General features: G+C 34.7%; 13 protein-coding genes and 3 pseudogenes. 10 read left to right on the forward strand and 6 right to left on the reverse strand.

The genetic code is table 11. From position 1 onward, the window contains the following. Positions 1-150: 150 nt before the first annotated feature. From U860_RS0119340 to U860_RS0119350, 3 genes are all read left to right on the forward strand, one after another. Complete coding sequence (locus U860_RS0119340) at positions 151-1,341, forward strand: glycine C-acetyltransferase (protein WP_025149789.1); 1,191 nt, start codon at positions 151-153, stop codon at positions 1,339-1,341. Positions 1,342-1,385: 44 nt separating this feature from the next. Then, complete coding sequence (locus U860_RS0119345; protein ID WP_025149790.1) at positions 1,386-2,351, forward strand: L-threonine 3-dehydrogenase; 966 nt, start codon at positions 1,386-1,388, stop codon at positions 2,349-2,351. Positions 2,352-2,414: 63 nt separating this feature from the next. Further along, positions 2,415-2,837 (forward strand): NUDIX hydrolase, encoded by a 423-nt coding sequence (locus U860_RS0119350; protein ID WP_002174839.1) that lies wholly within the window; start codon positions 2,415-2,417, stop codon positions 2,835-2,837. 38 nt (positions 2,838-2,875) lie between these two features. Here the strand turns inward: U860_RS0119350 and U860_RS0119355 are convergent, their stop codons facing one another. From U860_RS0119355 to U860_RS0119365, 3 genes are all read right to left on the reverse strand, one after another. Beyond that, complete coding sequence (locus U860_RS0119355; protein ID WP_025149791.1) at positions 2,876-4,759, reverse strand: VWA domain-containing protein; 1,884 nt, start codon at positions 4,757-4,759, stop codon at positions 2,876-2,878. Positions 4,760-4,762: 3 nt separating this feature from the next. Beyond that, entirely contained in the window at positions 4,763-5,656 is an 894-nt protein-coding gene (locus tag U860_RS0119360) for a MoxR family ATPase (RefSeq protein ID WP_025149792.1), read from the reverse strand. A gap of 127 nt (positions 5,657-5,783) precedes the next feature. Continuing rightward, positions 5,784-7,313 carry a cardiolipin synthase gene (locus U860_RS0119365; protein WP_025149793.1) on the reverse strand — a complete coding sequence of 510 codons (1,530 nt, stop codon included), beginning with the start codon at positions 7,311-7,313 and terminating at the stop codon, positions 5,784-5,786. A 358-nt stretch (positions 7,314-7,671) separates the two neighbouring features. Here U860_RS0119365 and U860_RS0119370 point away from each other — a divergent pair, with 358 nt between their 5' ends. Both U860_RS0119370 and U860_RS0119375 read left to right on the forward strand, forming a co-directional pair. Further along, the gene (locus tag U860_RS0119370) at positions 7,672-8,010 is read left to right on the forward strand and encodes a hypothetical protein (RefSeq protein WP_025149794.1); all 339 of its coding nucleotides are present in this window, start codon (positions 7,672-7,674) and stop codon (positions 8,008-8,010) included. Positions 8,011-8,557: 547 nt separating this feature from the next. Next, positions 8,558-10,261 (forward strand): EAL domain-containing protein, encoded by a 1,704-nt coding sequence (locus tag U860_RS0119375; protein ID WP_025149795.1) that lies wholly within the window; start codon positions 8,558-8,560, stop codon positions 10,259-10,261. A gap of 34 nt (positions 10,262-10,295) precedes the next feature. On the opposite strand, the gene U860_RS0119380 is transcribed toward U860_RS0119375, so the two are convergent. Continuing rightward, on the reverse strand, positions 10,296-11,690 hold the full coding sequence (locus U860_RS0119380; protein WP_025149796.1) for an amino acid permease: 1,395 nt from the start codon (positions 11,688-11,690) through the stop codon (positions 10,296-10,298). 449 nt (positions 11,691-12,139) lie between these two features. Between U860_RS0119380 and treR the strand changes: the two genes are divergently transcribed. From treR to treC, 3 genes are all read left to right on the forward strand, one after another. Further along, positions 12,140-12,850, forward strand: coding sequence for a trehalose operon repressor (gene treR, locus U860_RS0119385; protein ID WP_025149797.1), 711 nt, complete (start codon positions 12,140-12,142; stop codon positions 12,848-12,850). A gap of 139 nt (positions 12,851-12,989) precedes the next feature. After that, the gene (gene treP, locus U860_RS0119390) at positions 12,990-14,417 is read left to right on the forward strand and encodes a PTS system trehalose-specific EIIBC component (RefSeq protein WP_025149798.1); all 1,428 of its coding nucleotides are present in this window, start codon (positions 12,990-12,992) and stop codon (positions 14,415-14,417) included. Positions 14,418-14,430: 13 nt separating this feature from the next. Further along, positions 14,431-16,092 carry an alpha,alpha-phosphotrehalase gene (gene treC / locus U860_RS0119395; protein ID WP_025149799.1) on the forward strand — a complete coding sequence of 554 codons (1,662 nt, stop codon included), beginning with the start codon at positions 14,431-14,433 and terminating at the stop codon, positions 16,090-16,092. Positions 16,093-16,124: 32 nt separating this feature from the next. Here the strand turns inward: treC and U860_RS31775 are convergent. Further along, positions 16,125-16,429, reverse strand: a pseudogene (locus U860_RS31775) (Ger(x)C family spore germination C-terminal domain-containing protein); the annotation flags it as partial. Between the two features lie 320 nt (positions 16,430-16,749). Then, a pseudogene (locus U860_RS31780) lies at positions 16,750-17,790 on the reverse strand (spore germination protein); the annotation flags it as partial. A 151-nt stretch (positions 17,791-17,941) separates the two neighbouring features. Between U860_RS31780 and U860_RS33790 the strand changes: the two are divergent. Next, positions 17,942-18,628, forward strand: a pseudogene (locus U860_RS33790) (type II CAAX endopeptidase family protein). Positions 18,629-18,651: 23 nt separating this feature from the next. After that, the gene (locus U860_RS0119415; protein WP_025149801.1) at positions 18,652-19,623 is read left to right on the forward strand and encodes a phosphotransferase; all 972 of its coding nucleotides are present in this window, start codon (positions 18,652-18,654) and stop codon (positions 19,621-19,623) included. The last annotated feature ends 38 nt before the right edge of the window (positions 19,624-19,661 follow it).

Genomic DNA, 19,661 nt, shown 5'->3' on the forward strand with positions numbered 1-19,661 from the left:
TTGTAATGAATCATATATAATCTAGAATTGTAAGCGGTTTCTTTAAACTATTTTTCTATAATAAATTCTGAAAACGTGTTAAGCTAGTAGAGGGATTATTAGAACTATTAAGATAATAATCCGCTTACATGAACGATGGGAGGCTTCACGATGTCTAGTAAAACACTTGCAAAATTTTTAGAAGAAAATTTAGAGGATTTAAAATCAAAGGGGCTTTATAACGTAATTGATCCGCTTGAAAGTCCAAATGGACCGATTATTACAATTGGCGGAAAAGAATATATTAACTTATCTTCAAACAACTATCTTGGATTAGCGACTGATAATCGCTTACAAGAAGCAGGAATTGGTGCAATTCATAAGTACGGTGTTGGGGCAGGAGCTGTTCGCACAATTAATGGTACTTTAGATTTGCATATTAAATTAGAAGAAACAATTGCAAAGTTTAAACATACAGAAGCAGCAATTGCTTATCAATCAGGATTTAACTGTAATATGGCAGCGATTTCAGCTGTTATGGATAAAAATGATGCAATTCTTTCAGATGAATTAAACCACGCATCCATTATTGATGGTAGTCGTCTATCAAGAGCGAAAATCATCGTTTATAAGCATTCTGATATGGAAGATTTACGCAAAAAAGCAATTGAGGCAAAAGAATCAGGTCTTTACAATAAATTAATGGTTATTACAGATGGTGTTTTCTCAATGGATGGAGATATTGCGAAATTACCAGAAATTGTTGAAATTGCAGAAGAGTTGGATTTAATGACATATGTAGATGATGCACACGGTTCAGGTGTACTTGGTAAAGGTGCAGGCACTGTAAAACATTTCGGCCTTTCTGATAAAGTTGATTTCCAAATTGGTACATTATCAAAAGCAATTGGGGTAATTGGTGGATATGTAGCTGGGAAACAAAACTTAATTGATTGGTTAAAAGTGCGTTCACGTCCATTCTTATTCTCAACAGCTTTAACACCAGCGGATGCAGCTGCTTGTATGAGATCAATTGAAATCTTAATGGAAAGCACAGAGTTGCACGATCGTTTATGGGAAAATGGTCGCTATTTAAAACAAGGGTTAAAAGAACTTGGCTTTAACATTGGAGAAAGCGAAACACCAATTACACCTTGTATTATTGGTGACGAAGTATTAACACAAGAATTTAGTAAACGTCTAAATGAAGAAGGCGTATACGCAAAATCTATCGTGTTCCCAACTGTAGCAAAAGGAACAGGACGCGTTCGTAATATGCCTACAGCAGCTCATACGAAAGAAATGTTAGATGAAGCAATTCGTAAGTATGAAAAAGTAGGGAAAGAAATGGGAATCATTTAAGTAACGGCATCTTTTGAATAGCTTGCAAATGAGGAGTGGGGAAAATGAAAAAAATTCTAGTAACCGGTTCTTTAGGGCAAATTGGTTCTGAACTTGTAATGAAACTTCGTGATGTATACGGTGCATCAAATGTTATTGCAACAGATATTCGTGAAACCGATAGCGATGTAGTAAAGTCAGGTCCATTTGAAACGTTAGATGTAACAGATGGACAAAAGTTACATGATATTGCAAAGCGTAATGAAGTGGATACAGTTATTCATTTAGCGGCTTTACTTTCAGCAACAGCAGAAAAAAATCCGTTATTTGCTTGGAATTTAAATATGGGCGGACTTGTAAATGCATTAGAAGCAGCACGTGAATTAAACTGTAAGTTTTTCACGCCAAGTTCTATCGGTGCATTCGGTCCATCAACGCCAAAAGATAATACACCACAAGATACAATTCAGCGTCCTACTACGATGTATGGGGTAAACAAAGTAGCAGGAGAATTACTATGTGATTATTATCATCAAAAGTTTGGCGTTGATACGCGCGGCGTACGTTTCCCAGGTTTAATTTCTTATGTAGCTCCTCCAGGTGGCGGAACGACTGATTATGCAGTTGAAATTTATTATGAGGCGATTAAAAAAGGAGCATACACCTCATACATTGCAGAAGGAACATACATGGATATGATGTATATGCCGGATGCTTTGCAAGCGATCATTTCATTAATGGAAGCTGATCCAAGTAAACTAGTGCATAGAAATGCGTTCAACATTACAGCAATGAGCTTTGAGCCAGAGCAAATCGCAGCATCAATTCGTAAACACATCCCGAACTTTACAATGGATTACGCAGTAGACCCAGCTCGTCAAACAATCGCTGAAAGTTGGCCAAACTCTATTGACGCAACAGCAGCAATGAAAGAGTGGGGCTTTAAAGCAGAATATGATTTAGACAAAATGACAACTGATATGCTGGCTAAGTTAAAAAAAAAGCTTACAGCTGAGTTAGTGATGAATTAATAGGAAGAGCCGATTCTTAGGAATTGGCTCTTCGTTCTTTTTGAGAGAGGAGAAAAGAGCAACATGCAAAGAGTTGATGTCGTATATGCACTAATACATGACGAAAAAAGAGATAAAATATTAATGGTACATAATGTAGAACAAAATGTTTGGTCACTACCAGGCGGGGCTGTTGAAAAAGGCGAAACATTAAAGCAAGCACTAGTAAGAGAAGTGAAAGAAGAGACAGGGTTAACAGCTGAGCCAGGAGGACTTGTTGCGATCAATGAAAAATTCTTTGAAGAATCAGGGAATCATGCGCTATTTTTTACATTCCAAGTAAATGTAGTAACAGGTGAACTTTGTGCAGAAGATGAAGGAGAAATTTCAGCAATTGAGTGGGTGGATAGAAAAATCGCGAATGAGCGATTCCCATACTACGATGGAGGGTTCGAATTATTATTAGAAGTAGCCATTCCATACAAGTTTCAACCAGAAACAAAGTAAGTGAATAAAGAAAAAGGAGCCAAATGAGCTCCTTTTTTCTATTCAATCGTTTTCAGTAATAGCTTCTTCAATAGTGGTTTAATCTTCAGGCGTAAATCCTCAGCATGATTTGCAACTAGGAAGTGATGATTATAAATGTTTTTCATTAGTTGATAAGTGGCTTCTTTCGCTTCGCCTTCTTCAATAAAGATTCCAATTACTTCCATTCCGCTTTTACGAGCAAGTTTGACAGCTTCATGTGTATCTAAAATTCCGTCTTGTTGATAGTCTAGTGCAGAAGGTTCACCATCTGTAAAGACAAGTAAGAATTTATGCTTTTCTGGTCTTTTCGCAAGCTTTTCAGAAACGATACGAATAATATATCCGTCGCGGTTATCTTCTTCTTCACGAAGCTGCATAATTTCTGGACCGACGTTTGGTAACGTTGAGTTTTTATACGTCACAACCTCATGGATAACGTTCGGTTTATCTTCAGGTTTAGCACTAGAAGCATCTTCCCAAAATCCGCTAATAGCGTGCGGGATTTTTAAAGATTTTAAAGCTTCATGGAATAGTACAACACTCTTTTTCGTTTCTTCCATTTTGTTATACATAGAGCCGGAGCAGTCAACTAATAGTTGGAATGCAACGTCAAGTTCTTGAGATTCTTGTCCCTTTTTATAAAACATGCGTGGCTGTTTTTCTGTATAAATACGAAGGAATTTCTTACGAAGTCTTCCGTAATATTTATCACTATTTGCATTCGTTTTGTTTTCAATCGTTTTTTCGATAATTTTCTTTAATTCTTTTACATCTTTATTAACGACTGATTTGATGACTTGGTAATCTTTTTTCTCATCAGGATTTGGTTTACGAGCTTCTTTAAACGTATGAGAGGCACCGACATTATACTTACCGTATACGCCTTCGTTTTGACTAGAAGCGTGAGATGCTCTTGCTTCTTCTGTATCAGCACCATCGAAGTTAGATTGCGTACTTTTTTGAGAAGTACCTTGTACAGAACCAAGTGCTTGATCACCATCTTCTGATTCGCGTGCAGTATCACCCATCATGTTTGTTTTTGTGCCGCTTTCTAATTCGAAGCGTAAAAAGTTCTCGTTTTCGTTATTTTTATTTTCACGATGCCATGTAGAGAAACTTTCATCCATTTTGTTCTTATTATCGTCATCATCTATGAGCTGCGTATCATCATTTGCTAATTCTTCGACGCGGCAGTTCTTTTCATCTGCAATAACAGATAAATAAAGCGGAGCATGTCCGAAATAGTTGTTAATCATGTCAGTTTCAAGAAGATTCTCTAGGCGATAACGAATTTTTTCAACAACATACATAATATCTTCCGTATTACGAGCTTGGAATGTTTCATGTAAAATCGTTTCAATTTGCTCAAAATATTCATTATTAAACATTTCATATTTATCGCTCGTTAATGAAAGATAGCATAGACAAAATAGACGATCACCATGATAGTTACGAACACGATTTATTTCATTTTGTGAGCTAAAGTAATTGCGGTACATTTCTTTTCGGCGCTTAAAAATATGCTTTGTGCCAGGACGTAAACATTTGACGATTTCCTCGACACGTAAATCTTCTAATAGAACAAATAATTGTGTTAAAAACTTTTTTAGAGGAGATTCTTGTAATTCGATTGCGTAAGAGCGAATTAAAGTCATGTCCGAGTAATGTTTATTGCCAAGTGCTTTTAAAAACACTTCGCTTTTTAATCCGATTACTGTATCCTCTTCTTTGCGATCATCCCAAAAGTGACTAATGACAACCTTTTTTTCAATTTCGTCGTAGTATGCTTTGTAGCCATACTCAAGATAGGCATCGTCTTCTTTTAGAAGGGCATACATTAAGTTTTCCATTTGCAAAAACAGCGACGCATCAATTTTTTTGTCACTAAAAATTTGTCTCATGAATTATCCCTCAAAGAAATAACTTTCTGCTAATTCACGGACAGTCATTTGTTCTGTTTCATCATTTAATTTTGCGATAATGCTACGTTCAATTGCACGCATAACAGGAATATATACACCTAAATCACATGCGTCGATAATACCACGAATACTCGCTGCTTCTTCACTTACACGTCCATCACGAGCTAAAGGCATAAGGTCGCTTGCAAATGCAACGAACTTTTCAATTGTTGCAGTATCTTTTAATTTTGATTCTGCTAATAATAGTTCTTTTAATGTATCACCTTGAATGTAAGGAACTTCAATAATAACGAAACGGTTTTTTAATGCTTCGTTTAGTTCACTTGTCCCAACATAACCTTCGTTAATCGCAGCAATTACGCGATATTCGTTATCACCGTATACAACTTCTTGTGTAAATGGGTTTGTAATCATTTTACGGTAATCTAACGCACCGTGAAGAAGTGGTAATGTTTCAGGTTTTGCCATATTGATTTCATCAATATATAGGAAATGACCGCTCTTCATTGCCTTCATAAGAGGACCGTTAACGAATGTAACTTCAGATGCGCCGTCTTTTGTTTGTAATGTGTTGTATCCTAAAATACCTTCTACATCTAAGTCGACAGAACAGTTAATGCTATGCATTGGTTTTTGGAATAAAGAAGAAAGAGTTTCCGCTAGTACTGTTTTACCACTACCAGTCGGTCCTTTTAATAGAATATTTTTACCAAGTAAAAGTGCTGTAATTGCATCCTCAATAATGCTGTTATCAGATGCTTTATATATTTTACTTCCAATTAAATGTGCATTTTCGCCAGCTTTTTGTTTATTCTTTTCGTGAATTGCTGAAAGCTGTTGTTTTAAATCAGCATGTATATGAAATTGTTCTAACATGTATTTCCCACCTAACATTATTTTCATAAAGTAATACATCTTATGATAACTTGTTTTAATATGGTATGCAAAGAAAAGGAGAGAGGGGAAATGTAAAAGAAAAAGCAATCAATATTATATTGATTGCTTATAGTAAAGGAGAAATGAGTCGCATGAAAGACTCTAATATTCGTTTTTTTATACTTCTTTTTTGGAAAGAGTTCCATTTAATTTCAGTGGAATGCTTAAAGTCTTCTTCAAAATCGTGCTTAATATCATGAACGGTTTCTGATTCATAAAGTACACTAATAATTTCATAATTTAATTCAAAGCTACGCACATCCATATTTGCTGTTCCAATTGTTGCGATCTTATCATCAACGAGTACAATTTTCGCATGCATAAAACCATCTTTATAACTGTAAATGGAAGCACCAGCTTTTAAAAGTGGAGTGAAATAGGATTGAGATGCTTGATCACTAATAATGCTATCACTTTTACCCGGATATAAAATGCGTACATCTATGCCGGATATTGCACTTAAGCGTAATAATGTTAAAGTTTCTTGATCTGGAATAAAGTATGGTGTAGCGATCCAAATAGATTTTTTGGCAGAGCCCATAACAGCTAGTAATGTATTACGAATACTTTTATCATCGGAGCTTGGTCCACTTGCTACAATTTGAACAGCACCTTCTGCATTCGAAATTTCTTTACCAGGGAAGTATTGTCTATTCATAAATTGATCCCAAGAATACGTATTCAAACCACTAGAGGCATAAAGCCAATCTTCTAGAAAGATTGCTTGTAATTTATATAATGCTTTTCCTTCTATTTTTAAATGACTATCACGCCAAACGGGAAATTTCTTTGAACGGCCGAGATATTCGTCACCGACGTTGAGTCCTCCAGTAAACCCAATTTCTCCATCTACAATAACAATTTTACGATGGTTACGATAATTGACCGTTTCAAGTAACCAAGCTGAAAAAATAGGGTCAAATTCTACAATTTCAATTCCAGCTTCTTTCATAGGCTGTAAAAATCGTCTTCTTAACGTGTTACTTCCGAGTCCATCATAAAGGAAGCGTACAATAACACCGTCTTTTGCTTTTTTTATTAAAGCATCTCGAACTTTTGTACCGATCTCATCAGATTTATAAATATAGTATTGAATATGTATATGATGTTTTGCATGCTCGATGGCTTGTAGAATTTCTGAAAATGTTTGATCTCCGTTTGTTAAAAGTTTTGTAGTCGTTCTATCTGCGGCAGGACCGCCTCCGAATTTTTGTACGACTTCTGTTAAATGTGTAGAACGCTCACTTAATGGAACTGTGAGTGATAATTCTAGTCGTCTTCCTTCTAAAATTTCACGGAATAATTTTCTTTGTTCTTCTGAACGATGGAGATGTTTTTTTCTTCTCCAACGGCTACGCCCGAAAACGGAGTATAAAAGCACACCTACAAAAGGGAGAAGTACTAATACTAAAAACCATGCTAAGGTGCTTTGAGGAGACCTGTTTTCGATAAAAATAACGAATGAAATTCCTATGATTGTGATGGACCACAGAGCACCGACAAATGTATATACCGAAATATACGATGTATTTATCAAGAAAAGAACGATAGATACGACTGTAAATATTAATAATAATTGAACGATAGGTTTCTTCATTTCTATAAAATTCCTCTAATCTTTCTGAAATATAGACTTCTTATATAAAAGGTGTAATCCGACATTCTTATTATAAAGTGTTTTGTTTTTTTTACAAAATATAGACATTTTCCCCATGCTTTCCGCATTTGTCCTACATACAGTATATTGTTACGTTTTTATATAGAAAAGGGGATGAATAAAGTTTACAGCCGTCCAGTTGGAGGCTCCGGATGTTCCCCATTTTTTAGAAGAGGATTCTTTCCTGCATTTGGTTATAGCGGATATTGTTATCCATAGTATACGGATTATCAACACTATCCTTACTATTCATACAACACATATTAAAATAAGGAAATTGAAAAGGAGAGGAAGTAAAATGAACTATATAGGAAATGATGGCGGATATTATCGTAATCATCATGGGGGTGGAGGGCATCATCATCATCATGGCGGACATAATTATCACGGAGGACACAACCATTATGATCACCACCATCATCACGGTGGTGGATGGGGCTGGGGTGGCGGCTCGTGGGGAGGAGGAGGATTTTTTCCAGGAAGCTTTGCAGGTGGAGTATTAGGAGGGCTTACGGCTGGAGCATTAACAAGTACAGCTAGTGGTGGATATTATCCAGCGCCATATCCGGTAACTTATCCTGCACCGTACCCAACAACATATCCAGTTTATCAGCAAACATCGTACCCGCATTATTAGACTAAAAAAGAGGATATCCTCTTTTTTAGTCTAATAATGTATTTATTTAAAAAAACTTCCAAAAATAAGGTGGAAATATGTTAATATTTTATTATTGTAATTCAAAAATAAATACCGATATAAATCCACACACGTAATATTTATAAATGGGTATATTTTTATGTTTTAATATTAATTTTGCTATTTGTAGGTAGTTAGATTTATACCTCAATGATTCATGAAAGCATAGGGTTAGGTGATAGGCAGCTAATAAGTAGTAGGGAACGGAAAGTGGTAGGGGTTAAATTTTCACTTTATAAATGAATAGAATGTAAGAAGAATATTGTATAATAAGGTCTGATAATCAGAGAGGAAAGAACTCTCTAATATAATTAAAATAGCACTATATTGCTTTTTCTTATAAATAATATTATGTTATTTTAATCGGCCTATTTTTAAAAAATTGTGATTAATGTAAAGGCATATTAGTTAGAGAATGAAATATCTCTATTTCTATGAAGAGAAACAAGTTGTGTTTTAGCCAGATAGGAAGCAAGGAGAGGTGCGCATGCTAGAACAAAGAGGTCATGCATTATATGACTCTTCATTGCGAGATTTAAAATTAGCATTAGATGAGTCTTCAATTGTTGCTATTACAGATCGAAATGGTCTTATTACATATGTAAATGATAAATTTTGTAAAATCTCAAAATATAAAAGAGAAGAGTTAATCGGAAAAGATCATCGCATTTTGAATTCGGGATACCATCCGAAAGCATTTTTTAAAAATTTATGGAAACGTATTTTGAGTGGAAAAGTCTGGACAGGTGAAATTCGAAATCAAGCAAAAGATGGCACATATTATTGGGTTAAAACAACAATTGTTCCATTTTTAAATGAAACAGGAGAACCTTATCAATTTATTGCGATTCGAAATGATATTAGTAGTAGGAAAGCGACGGAAGAACGGTTACGATTAAGTGAAAGTCGCTATAGGGAACTTGCTTACCATGATGCTTTAACGAGTTTACCAAATCGTTTGCAGTTAATAACGACTGTAAATGAGATGATTGCAGAGAAGCAAGAGTTTGGCATGATTTACTTTGATTTAGATCGTTTTAAATTAGTAAATGATACGTTAGGTCATATGATAGGAGATTTACTTTTAAGTGAGGTGGCCTTACGGTTACATTATGTGTTAGGAGAGAAAGATGTTCTAGCTAGGCTTGGTGGAGACGAATTTGTTCTACTAACAAAAAATCATACACAAGATGAGATGAGACAATTAGCGACATCCGTATTGTCGTGCTTTCAAGCACCATTTATGCTTGAAGGTCATGAAGTATATATTTCTGCTAGCTTAGGACTATGCTCATATCCACAAGATGGAAAAGATGTTGAAACATTATTGAAAAATTCGGATTTAGCCATGTATAGTGCAAAGGAGCAAGGAAGAAATGCAGCGTGCTTCTTTACAGATGAATTACGTGCGAAAATAAACCGTAGAATGAAAATAGAGTTTGCTTTGCAAAAAGCAATTCGTGACGAAGAATTAAAAGTGGTATTACAGCCGATTATTGATTTGAAAACAAAGAAATGTACTGGTGTTGAGGCTTTAGTACGTTGTACGACAGAAGAAGGTTCTATTTCACCAAGTGAATTTATCCCTGTAGCTGAAGAGTGTGGGCTTATTATAAAACTAGGAGACTGGGTATTAGAAAAGTCATGTCGATTGTTTAAAACATTACCAGAGTATCAAGAAGGGCTGAGATTATCTGTTAATTTATCAATACAGCAATTGATGCAAAAGCGTTTTATTTTATCTGTTCGTAGTATATTAAAGCGAACTGGATTTCCACCGAATCGTTTAATATTAGAAATAACAGAAAGTATAGCTGTACGCCATTTTGATTATATTATCGCTACATTACAAGAATTAAGAAGTATGGGAGTTTTAATCGCCTTAGACGATTTCGGAACAGGCTATTCTTCATTATATTATTTAAAACAACTCCCACTTGATATTGTAAAAATCGATCGTAATTTTATTCGGGAGTTTCATTATGATCACGCACAACCAGAGAGAACGATTGTGAAATCCGTTACTGAAATTGCTCATAGTTTAAATTTAGCAGTAGTTGCTGAAGGGGGAGAAACGGTAGAACAAGAAAGCTTATTGAAATCAATGGGGTGTGATTATGTACAGGGGTTTTATTATGCAAAACATTTAACGGTAGGAGAGCTAAAAGAAAAGTTAATAAACGATTTTTAATAAAAAAAGAGAAGCGGAAAGCTTCTCTTTTTTATTAGTTTTTTTGTGGATTTTTCATTAAAACTGGATAAAGAATAAGACCTACTACAAACAAACCAATTCCTAAGAAGAACGTTTTTAAATCAGCAGTTCCTGTTTTAATCACCCAAATGGAATATAAAAATGCTAATGCAGTAATGATTCCATCTTTTACTCGAGATCCAGGCATTATGTCATACGTTTCTCCCGTAATAACTAATTTTAATTGGTACAAGGTAGAAACAAGGTACGGAATTAAATATGCTAATGTTGCTACAACAATAGCGAAATTATATGCTTCTGAAACAGTACCAGAAATTGTTGAAAACAAGAAAATTTGTGTCATCACATTTGTAATAAATAATGATTTTGAAGGACTTCCTTTTTTATTCGTTTTTCCGAAAACCTTAGGGAAAAGTCCATTTTTTGCTGCTTGGTAAGGCACTTCTGAGCTAACAACGATCCAGCCTACAGTAGATCCAAATAAAGATACGAGCGCAAGTAGTGCCATTATATAAGCACCTTTAGTACCAATTGCTAAATTTAATGCATCTACTAATGGCTTTTGAGACTCTTTTAAAGCATCTTGTGGAAGAGCTCCCATTGTAAGTAGAGTAATTGACATGTAAATAAGAAGAGCGATAATTAATCCGAAAATGGTAGCTTTTTTTACATCGCGCTGAGATTTTGCACGGTTAGAAAGCATTACAGCAGATTCAATACCGATAAATGCCCAAAGTGTTGCGATAGCAGCTGAGTTGATTTGTCCACCTAACGAAATTGATTGTCCTGCTTCATTCATAAATGTTTGACCGTCTCCGAAATTAGAGGCATTGAAAATGAATAATGTGATTACAATAAACATTGTAAATCCGATAATCTTTGCAATAGTAGCAAGAAGATTCATATTTCCAGCGCGGTCAATATTTTGAGAAAGAATATATTGAATTCCCCATAACATAAGGCTACATACGAGGAAAGTTAATCCTTTTCCGAGTTCTAGTGAAAATCCGTTCGTTGAAAAGAGAATTTGCTTACTTTGTAAAACTGGAAAGAATGTTGATAAATATCCAGCAAAGGAAATAATAACAGATGCTGTTGCAGCCCAGTTCGCAGCCCAATAGCCCCATGCCATACTGTACCCTGCAACTTTCCCTGCTTTTTTTGAAGGAAACATTGCTTGAGCGTAACTTTGTGGTCCTGCTTTTAATTCTGGTTTTCGGATTGCTAAATTTCCAAATACGAGTGCAATCATAAATACGCCAAGTCCTGTAATACTCCATGCAAGTGTAGAACCCATTGGACCTGATACTTGTGCTAAATTTGCTGGGAGCATAAATACGCCACCGCCAACCATATTTCCAATCACAAAAGCTGTTAAAATCCATAATCCCCATTTTTTCGTTTCCATTTTTGTTAACTCCTTTGTAGTAAGTTTTGCTTAAACATCATTTTTTACTAGCTTTTTGGCAATAAAAAAAGAGCCATGTAGATAAAAAATACCTACATGGCTCTTCGCTTAACGTAGGTACAACGGGAATAACCCTTGTACCTACGCGTAATTTTTCCGCTAGGTTTCAAGGGTTACGTATGATGATGATGTTTTTGTGCAAATGTAACTACAATTGTTGTATAAGTAAGCATAGTTCTTTGCTCCCTTTCTCCTCTGATTTTGAAGTTAGTATACTACATGTTTTTTTGAATGAAAAGAAAAATATAAAAAATTTTATAAAAATACGTTTTAGAGATTAAATATTTACCTGTATTTTTCCTATACTGGAAAATAAGTGAGAGATTGGCAGAAGAGTGTAGCATGGTATAATACATATAGAATTAGAAGGTGACAAGGGGCTATTGTAGATGATGAGTAAGTATGAACAAATTTATACAGCAATCAGCAAGTCTATTGATAATAAACAATTAAAAGAGGGATGCAAAATCCCATCAGAAACTGAATTAATGAAGCAATATGAAGCAAGTCGAGGTACGGTAAGAAAAGCTGTAGATTTATTACAAGAGCGTGGATATGTTCAAAAAATACATGGAAAAGGTGTTTTTGTTTTAAAGCGAAAAAACATTGAATTCAACTTTGGTGGTATTGTAAGTTTCCAAGAAGAAAATGAACGTTTAGGACGCCATTGTATTACAGAAGTCGTGGAAATGGAGAAAGTAAAAGCGACAAAAGAGGTTGCAAAGTTATTAAATGTGAAAGAGAAAACAGAAATAGATCATATTAAACGCGTACGAAATATTGATGGAGAAAAAGTAATTTTGGATATCAATCATTTTGTATCGGAATATATTCCTGGATTAACGAGTGAAATTGCAGCGGAGTCCATTTATAAATACATTGAGAAAGAACTAGGTCTTCATATTAGTTACTCACAGAGGGTAATTGAAGTGCAGCCATGTACAGAGGACGATAGAAAGTATTTAGATTTAAATGGAACAGACTATGTTGTCGTTGTGAAAAACTTTACGCATTTTTATGATGGAAGTCAGTTCGAATATACGGAATCACGCCACCGTCTAGATATTTTTCATTTTTCGGATGTGGCACGGAGGAAGTAAAGAGATGGAACAAACTATTGTTTCATCTCTTTTTTTATAAAAAAACATAAACTCGTATATACGAGTGTTGACTAACTTATATATACGAGTTAATATGTAATTGTAAACGGTATCAAAAAAAGAAAAGAGGGACGGGAATATGGGGAAAGACTATCGTAAAACAGCAGAGGAAGTGTTGCAGTATATTGGTGGGAAAGACAATATTGAACAAGCTGCGCACTGTGTAACGAGACTCCGTATCGCTTTAAAAGATGAAAGTAAAATAGATAACGATAAATTGCAGTCTGTTTCATTAGTGAAGGGAGCGTTTCATAACGCTGGGGTATTTCAAATTGTAATCGGTCCAGGAGATGTTGATCGAGTATATGCCGAATTGATAATGCTTGCAGGTATGAAGGAAGCGACAGTAGCTGACGTGAAAGATTCCGGAAATCAAAAGTTAAATCCAGCTCAAAAGTTTGTAAAAGTATTTTCAGATGTATTTATGCCGATATTACCAGCAATCGTAACAGCTGGTTTACTAATGGGAATTAACAATCTATTAGGGGCGAAGGACTTATTTTTTGAAGGTAAAAATTTATTAGATGTATATCCAAACTTAAGTGGGCTTTGGGATTTAATTAATATGATGGCGAATACAGCATTCGTATTCTTACCAGCACTTGTCGGTTGGTCAGCAACGAAGCGTTTTGGTGGCAGTCCAATATTAGGGATTGTTATGGGATTAATGCTTGTGCATCCGGCCTTATTAAACGCGTGGGATTATGGAAAAGCAGCGACTGGTTTAGATGGACAAAAGATTGAGTACTTCGATATTTTAGGATTATTTCAAATTGAAAAGGTAGGGTATCAAGGTCAAATCTTACCGGTTTTAGTAGCAGCATTCATATTAAGTAAAGTGGAAATCTTCTTAAAGAAACATGTACCAAATGCAATTCAATTATTAGTTGTACCAATTACAACGATTGTCGTAACAGGTGTGTTAGCATTAGGAATTATTGGTCCAGTTACACGTCATATTGGAGATTTATTAACAGCTGGATTAGTAGGTGTATATGAAACAGTACCAGTAGTTGGAGCAATATTGTTTGGAGCATTATATGCACCGCTAGTAATTACAGGTATGCATCATATGTTTATTGCTATCGACTTACAATTAATTGCACAGCACGGTGGTACATTCATTTGGCCAATGATTGCTCTTTCTAACATTGCACAAGGTAGTGCGGCACTTGCGATGTTCTGGATTTCTAAAAATCAAAATGATAAAAGTATGGCATCGACATCAGCAATTTCAGCGTACTTCGGTATTACAGAGCCAGCGATGTTCGGTGTGAATTTACGAAATAAATTCCCGTTCTATGCAGCGATTATTGGCTCTGCTATAGCGGCGATATTCATTACATTAAATGGTGTATTGGCACCGGCTATCGGAATTGGCGGATTACCAGCATTTATTTCTATCATTCCGAAATCGATTCCAATGTTTATTGTCGGAATGATTATCGCGGTTGTAATCCCATTTACGTTAACGTGGTTATTTGCCAAACGAGTAAAACAGAAGTAGGAGGAAGTTAAACATGAAGGATTGGCATAAAAGTGTAGTTTATCAAATTTATCCGAAGAGCTTTAATAGCTATTACAATAAAGAAACCGGTGATATAAAAGGGGTTACAGAGAAACTAGATTATTTAAAAGAACTCGGAGTAGATTATATTTGGTTAACACCGATATACCAATCACCACAAAATGATAATGGATACGATGTAAGTGATTACTACAGTATTGATCCATCTTACGGAACGATGGAAGAGTTTGAAGAGCTTTTAGAAGAAGCAAAGGCACGTAATATTGAAATTATGCTTGATATCGTTGTAAATCATAGTTCGACGGAGCATAAGTGGTTTAAGAAAGCGAAGGAAGATAAAAATAGTCCATATCGTAATTACTATATTTGGCGTGATGAAAAAAATAATTGGCAATCTAAGTTTGGTGGATCTGCTTGGAAATATGATGAGAAGACAGAGCAATATTTTTTACATCTATTTGATGAAACACAAGCTGATTTAAATTGGGAAAATGAAAAACTTCGTGAAGAAGTATATGATATGATGCGTTTTTGGCTGGATAAAGGGGTAACTGGATTCCGCCTTGATGTTATTAACTTAATTTCAAAAGACCAACGTTTCTTAAGCGATGACGGAAGTACTGCGACAAGTGATGGACGTAAATATTATACGGATGGTCCGCGTGTTCATGAATATTTACAAGAGATGAATCGAAATGTATTTGAAGGGAAAGAGGTAATTACAGTAGGAGAAATGTCATCTACGACAATTGATAATTGCATTAAATATTCAAACCCTGGTCGTAATGAACTAAGCATGACGTTTAGTTTCCATCATTTAAAAGTAGATTATCCGAATGGTGATAAGTGGACGAAAGCTGAGTTTGATTTTATTAAATTAAAAGAAATTATGTCCAATTGGCAAATTGAAATGCAAAAGGGCGGAGGATGGAATGCGTTATTCTGGTGTAATCATGACCAGCCCCGCATTGTGTCACGTTTTGGTAACGATGGGAAATACCGAAATGAATCTGCTAAGATGTTAGCGACAGCTATGCATATGTTGCAAGGAACACCTTACATTTATCAGGGTGAAGAAATTGGTATGACGAATCCTAACTTCCATTCTATTGAGCAATATCGTGATGTGGAATCTTTAAATATATATGATATAAAGCAGAAAGAAGGTTTATTAAAAGAAGAGATTATAGAGATTTTAAAACAAAAATCTCGTGATAATTCGCGTACTCCAATGCAGTGGAATGAAGAGGTAAATAGTGGTTTTACAACGAATACACCGTGGATTTCCGTAGCTGAAAATTATAAAGAAATTAATGTGGAAAACGCATTAAATGATAAAGAATCTGTATTTTATCATTATAAAAAGTTAATTGAACTTCGAAAAACATATGATGTCATTACAGAAGGGAAATATGATGTTTTAGATAAGAATCATCCTAAGATTTGGGCATATACACGCACTGTAAATAATGAATTATTACTTGTTATAAATAACTTCTATGGAGAAGAAATAACATATTCTGCACCAGTTCATGTTCAATTAGATAGAATGAAACAAGAAGTATTATTATCAAATTATAAAGATTCAAGCAAGGATATTACAAATCTTAATTTAAGACCCTATGAATCAATTGTATATCGATATACGAAATAAAAGGTTGTATGCCCAAGTGGCATACAACCTTTTTATTTTAAGACACCACTATATAAAATATTTACTTCTACTTCTGGTTTAAACTTCACTTTTGCATAATCTTTATTCCAATTTTTTTTCTTCCATAAATCAGGGTGATAAGCGATAAGATGTCTTCCAATACCGAAAGCATCACAATTAGCTTTTCCGTTATCTTTTTAGCTTCTTTCGTGAGCTGTTTAGACAATTCTTTATTTAGTTTTTTTCTTTCTCCCATTTTTTCGGTTAATAACACGAATAAAACAGCTTGTTTCAGGGGTAAATGTCCAGTTAATTTGTCTTTATTAAATAAAGCTAATCTTGCCTCTCTTAATGGTTCTTGATCCCAACAGCCAGAAAGGAGTGAACTAACACATAAGATTGCACTTAATTTAATTATTTTTTTGTGCATATTGTGCCTCTTTCTTATTTCTGAGTAAGGAATAAAGAAGAAATAAAAAAGGTAAGATTACTATAAAAATATAGGTGAATTTATCAGTAAATTGTGCAAGTACTTTTAATTCTTCCGGTGTATCTACAAATAAAGCGATACTAAACGAAATGATTCCAACAATGGGAACAGCTTTTTTATGATTTCCAAGATTGAATATATGCCCAACTCCTATTGAAGCAGCGCAGTAATAACTCGAAAATCAATTCCATTAAGAGTGCCTCAAAAATCGGAGGGAGTGGTACTTTTTCTAATGAAGCTTTAATTGTATAAACGAGTTCGAGTGGCAATACATCAGGATGAAAGGCGACAGTTGCGATATATATAGCTGGTAAGAGAAAAGCGATTAAGAAACTTACTAAGCGAATCATTCGTACGAAAGAGCCGACAATCCAGCGATTATTATAGTCATCAGGTGATTGATAAAAAGCAAATAATGTAACGGGAACGATAAGTGCTGTTGGATCTCCATGTGATAAAATAGTAACTCGTCCCTCCATTAAATTAGCAGCAGTTCTATCTGGATGCTCTGTATTTAATTGTTGTGGAAATGGTGAGAAAGACGTATCCTCTATAAATTCTTGTATGTATCCTGGAGGCATTAGTGCATCGGTCTTAATCATTTCTAATCTTCTTTTCACTTCTGTGACGAGGTCATCATTAGCTAAATTTTGAATATAAGTAATTGCCACTCTCGTGTGCATTTCTTCACCGATTGTAAAATACTTAACAACTAAATTCGGACTCTTAATGAGTTTACGAATAAAGGCTAAATTAGTTGCTAAATCTTCTACAAAACCAGTATGTGGCCCGCGCACAATCCCTTCATTATCAGGCTCTGTTATATCTCTCTTTAAAGATAAAGCTGTTTCAAAAATACAAAAGTTTTCGACATGCTCATGGAAATATAAAGATTTACCTTGTAATAAAAGTTGCGCACCATAATTTAGATTCGTTTCTTTTTTCATATTCAATATAGAAAAAGCTTTATCTAGTGACAGCTCAGATCGAGTTAATAGTGGCTCAAGAGCTAATTGGTGAATTAAATTTGGATCAGCTAAAGATTCGATATATAAGATCGTTCCTTTTCCATTTTGAAAGGGAACATCTAATTTTTTTATATCATCAGAATGGCAGAGCTTGTTTTCGATGTAATTAATGTTTTCCGAAAGTGATGGAAACATATACTTTTGATTCTTGCTCTTTTGCTGTTCTTCTGGTTGTGTCATAATTTCCACCTCTTTTAGAATAAAATTCCTTCTGTTAATTTTTGTTTTTTATGAGAAATTTATGCTTTTGGGTATTTGAAAAAAAGTAGATTGAAAGTTACGTTGCGTCATCTTTTATACTAAAGAAAATAGAATATAGGGGATGGTATAGATGACTTTGAAACATATGTGGGGATGGAAAGAAATTTTATATTTATTTGTTTTCGTATTTCTGATTGTTCCAGTAACAGTTGAATCTCTTTTTTATGATTATGCTTTAAAAATAATAGGGAACTCATTATATGCTGGAGTATTAATGGGACTTATAATGGCAGTGATATTTACTTTTGTAGTTTATCTTTTTTGCATAAAAAGATATAAACTGTCGTGGAAAGATATTGGAATTCGGAAGCTTTCATGGAAAGATTTATTGTGAACATTTGTAGCGGTTATTTCTTTGATTGTAGTTAGTATTGGTGTATTAATGATAATGGAGAAACTGGGGATTTCTTTTGAAAATAGTAAAACGGAGACGGTCAAAAATGATAAATCAATATATTCGTTCTGCATCGCGGTAATTGGAGCGGCGGTTATATCACCAATCTATGAAGAGATTTTATATCGAGGTGTTTTTTATACGTTTTTTCGTGATAGATATGGCATATGGGGCGGTATGCTTATAAGTTCAATAATATTTACTGTTGTTCATATCCCAACATACAACACATTACCGGTGAATCTTTTAAGCGGAGTAGCATTCGCATGGTTATATGAGAAAACAAATTCTATTTTATCAGCTATGGTTGCCCACGCACTATTTAATTTCATAGCAGTACTTCTCACATTTATGTCGAATTAAGAAGATATATAGGAGGGATACATATGGAAATAGCTGTAGAACGCGTTTTTACGAACGAGATTTTAGCAAGAGCTGCAAGAGTGTTTCATGTGACAGTAGAAGAAAAGCCACTTGGTGATTTTGAGAATTATATTTTTCATGCGAAGGATAGAAATGATGAAGATTACGTATTACGCTTAACACATTCTTCCCATCGTTCTAAAAAAGAGGTAGAGGCCGAACTAGATTTTTTACGGTATGTTGCAGAGCATGGAGCGAAAGCGGCTGGTCCTTATTACTCAATATTTCAAAACCTTGTAGAAGAAATCGGAGCGGAGGATGGTACTTCTTTTTATGCTTCGTTATTTGTATATGCGAAAGGTGAGCAAGTGAAAGGAGACGAATCGCCTTATTGGGGAGATACTTTCTTTGAAGCATGGGGAAAAGCAATTGGACAACTGCATCGTCTGACAATGAATTATCCTAAAACAGATGACCGTGATACGTGGGAAGAGGATGAGAGTGCAATTGTTAACGAATTAGAAGATAAGAAAGTGAAAGAGATTGCAACTGTATTAATGAATGAAATAAAAGCTCTTCCAATCGAAAAAGAGACGTTTGGTCTTATGCATGGTGATATTCATCCAGGTAATTTTCATTATGATGGCAAAGAGTTAACAATCTTTGATTTTGATGATGCGGCTTATAATTACTTTATACATGATGTAGCAATGGTTCTTTATTACTCTGTACTTTTTACAACGTGGACTGCGGATGAGAAGACGGAATTTGCTCGTAAACAGTTACAAGTGTTAAGAAAGGGCTATGAATATGAGCACAGGCTAGCGGATAGCTGGTATGAATCGTTACCGTTATTTTTACGTTTACGTGATATAGGCCTATACGGTACGCTTCAAAAGAAGTTTAAAGGGAAAGATATGTCTGATAATTTCAGAGAATTATCAGAACAACTTTATGAAAGAATTATAAAGAAAGAAGCGATTGTGAATATATAATACATTCATATCAAAACAAAGTATGTAAAATAAATATA

Origin of the sequence: Bacillus sp. H1a (genome assembly GCF_000633475.1) — a bacterium.
Taxonomy (GTDB): Bacteria; Bacillota; Bacilli; order Bacillales; family Bacillaceae_G; genus Bacillus_A; species Bacillus_A paramycoides.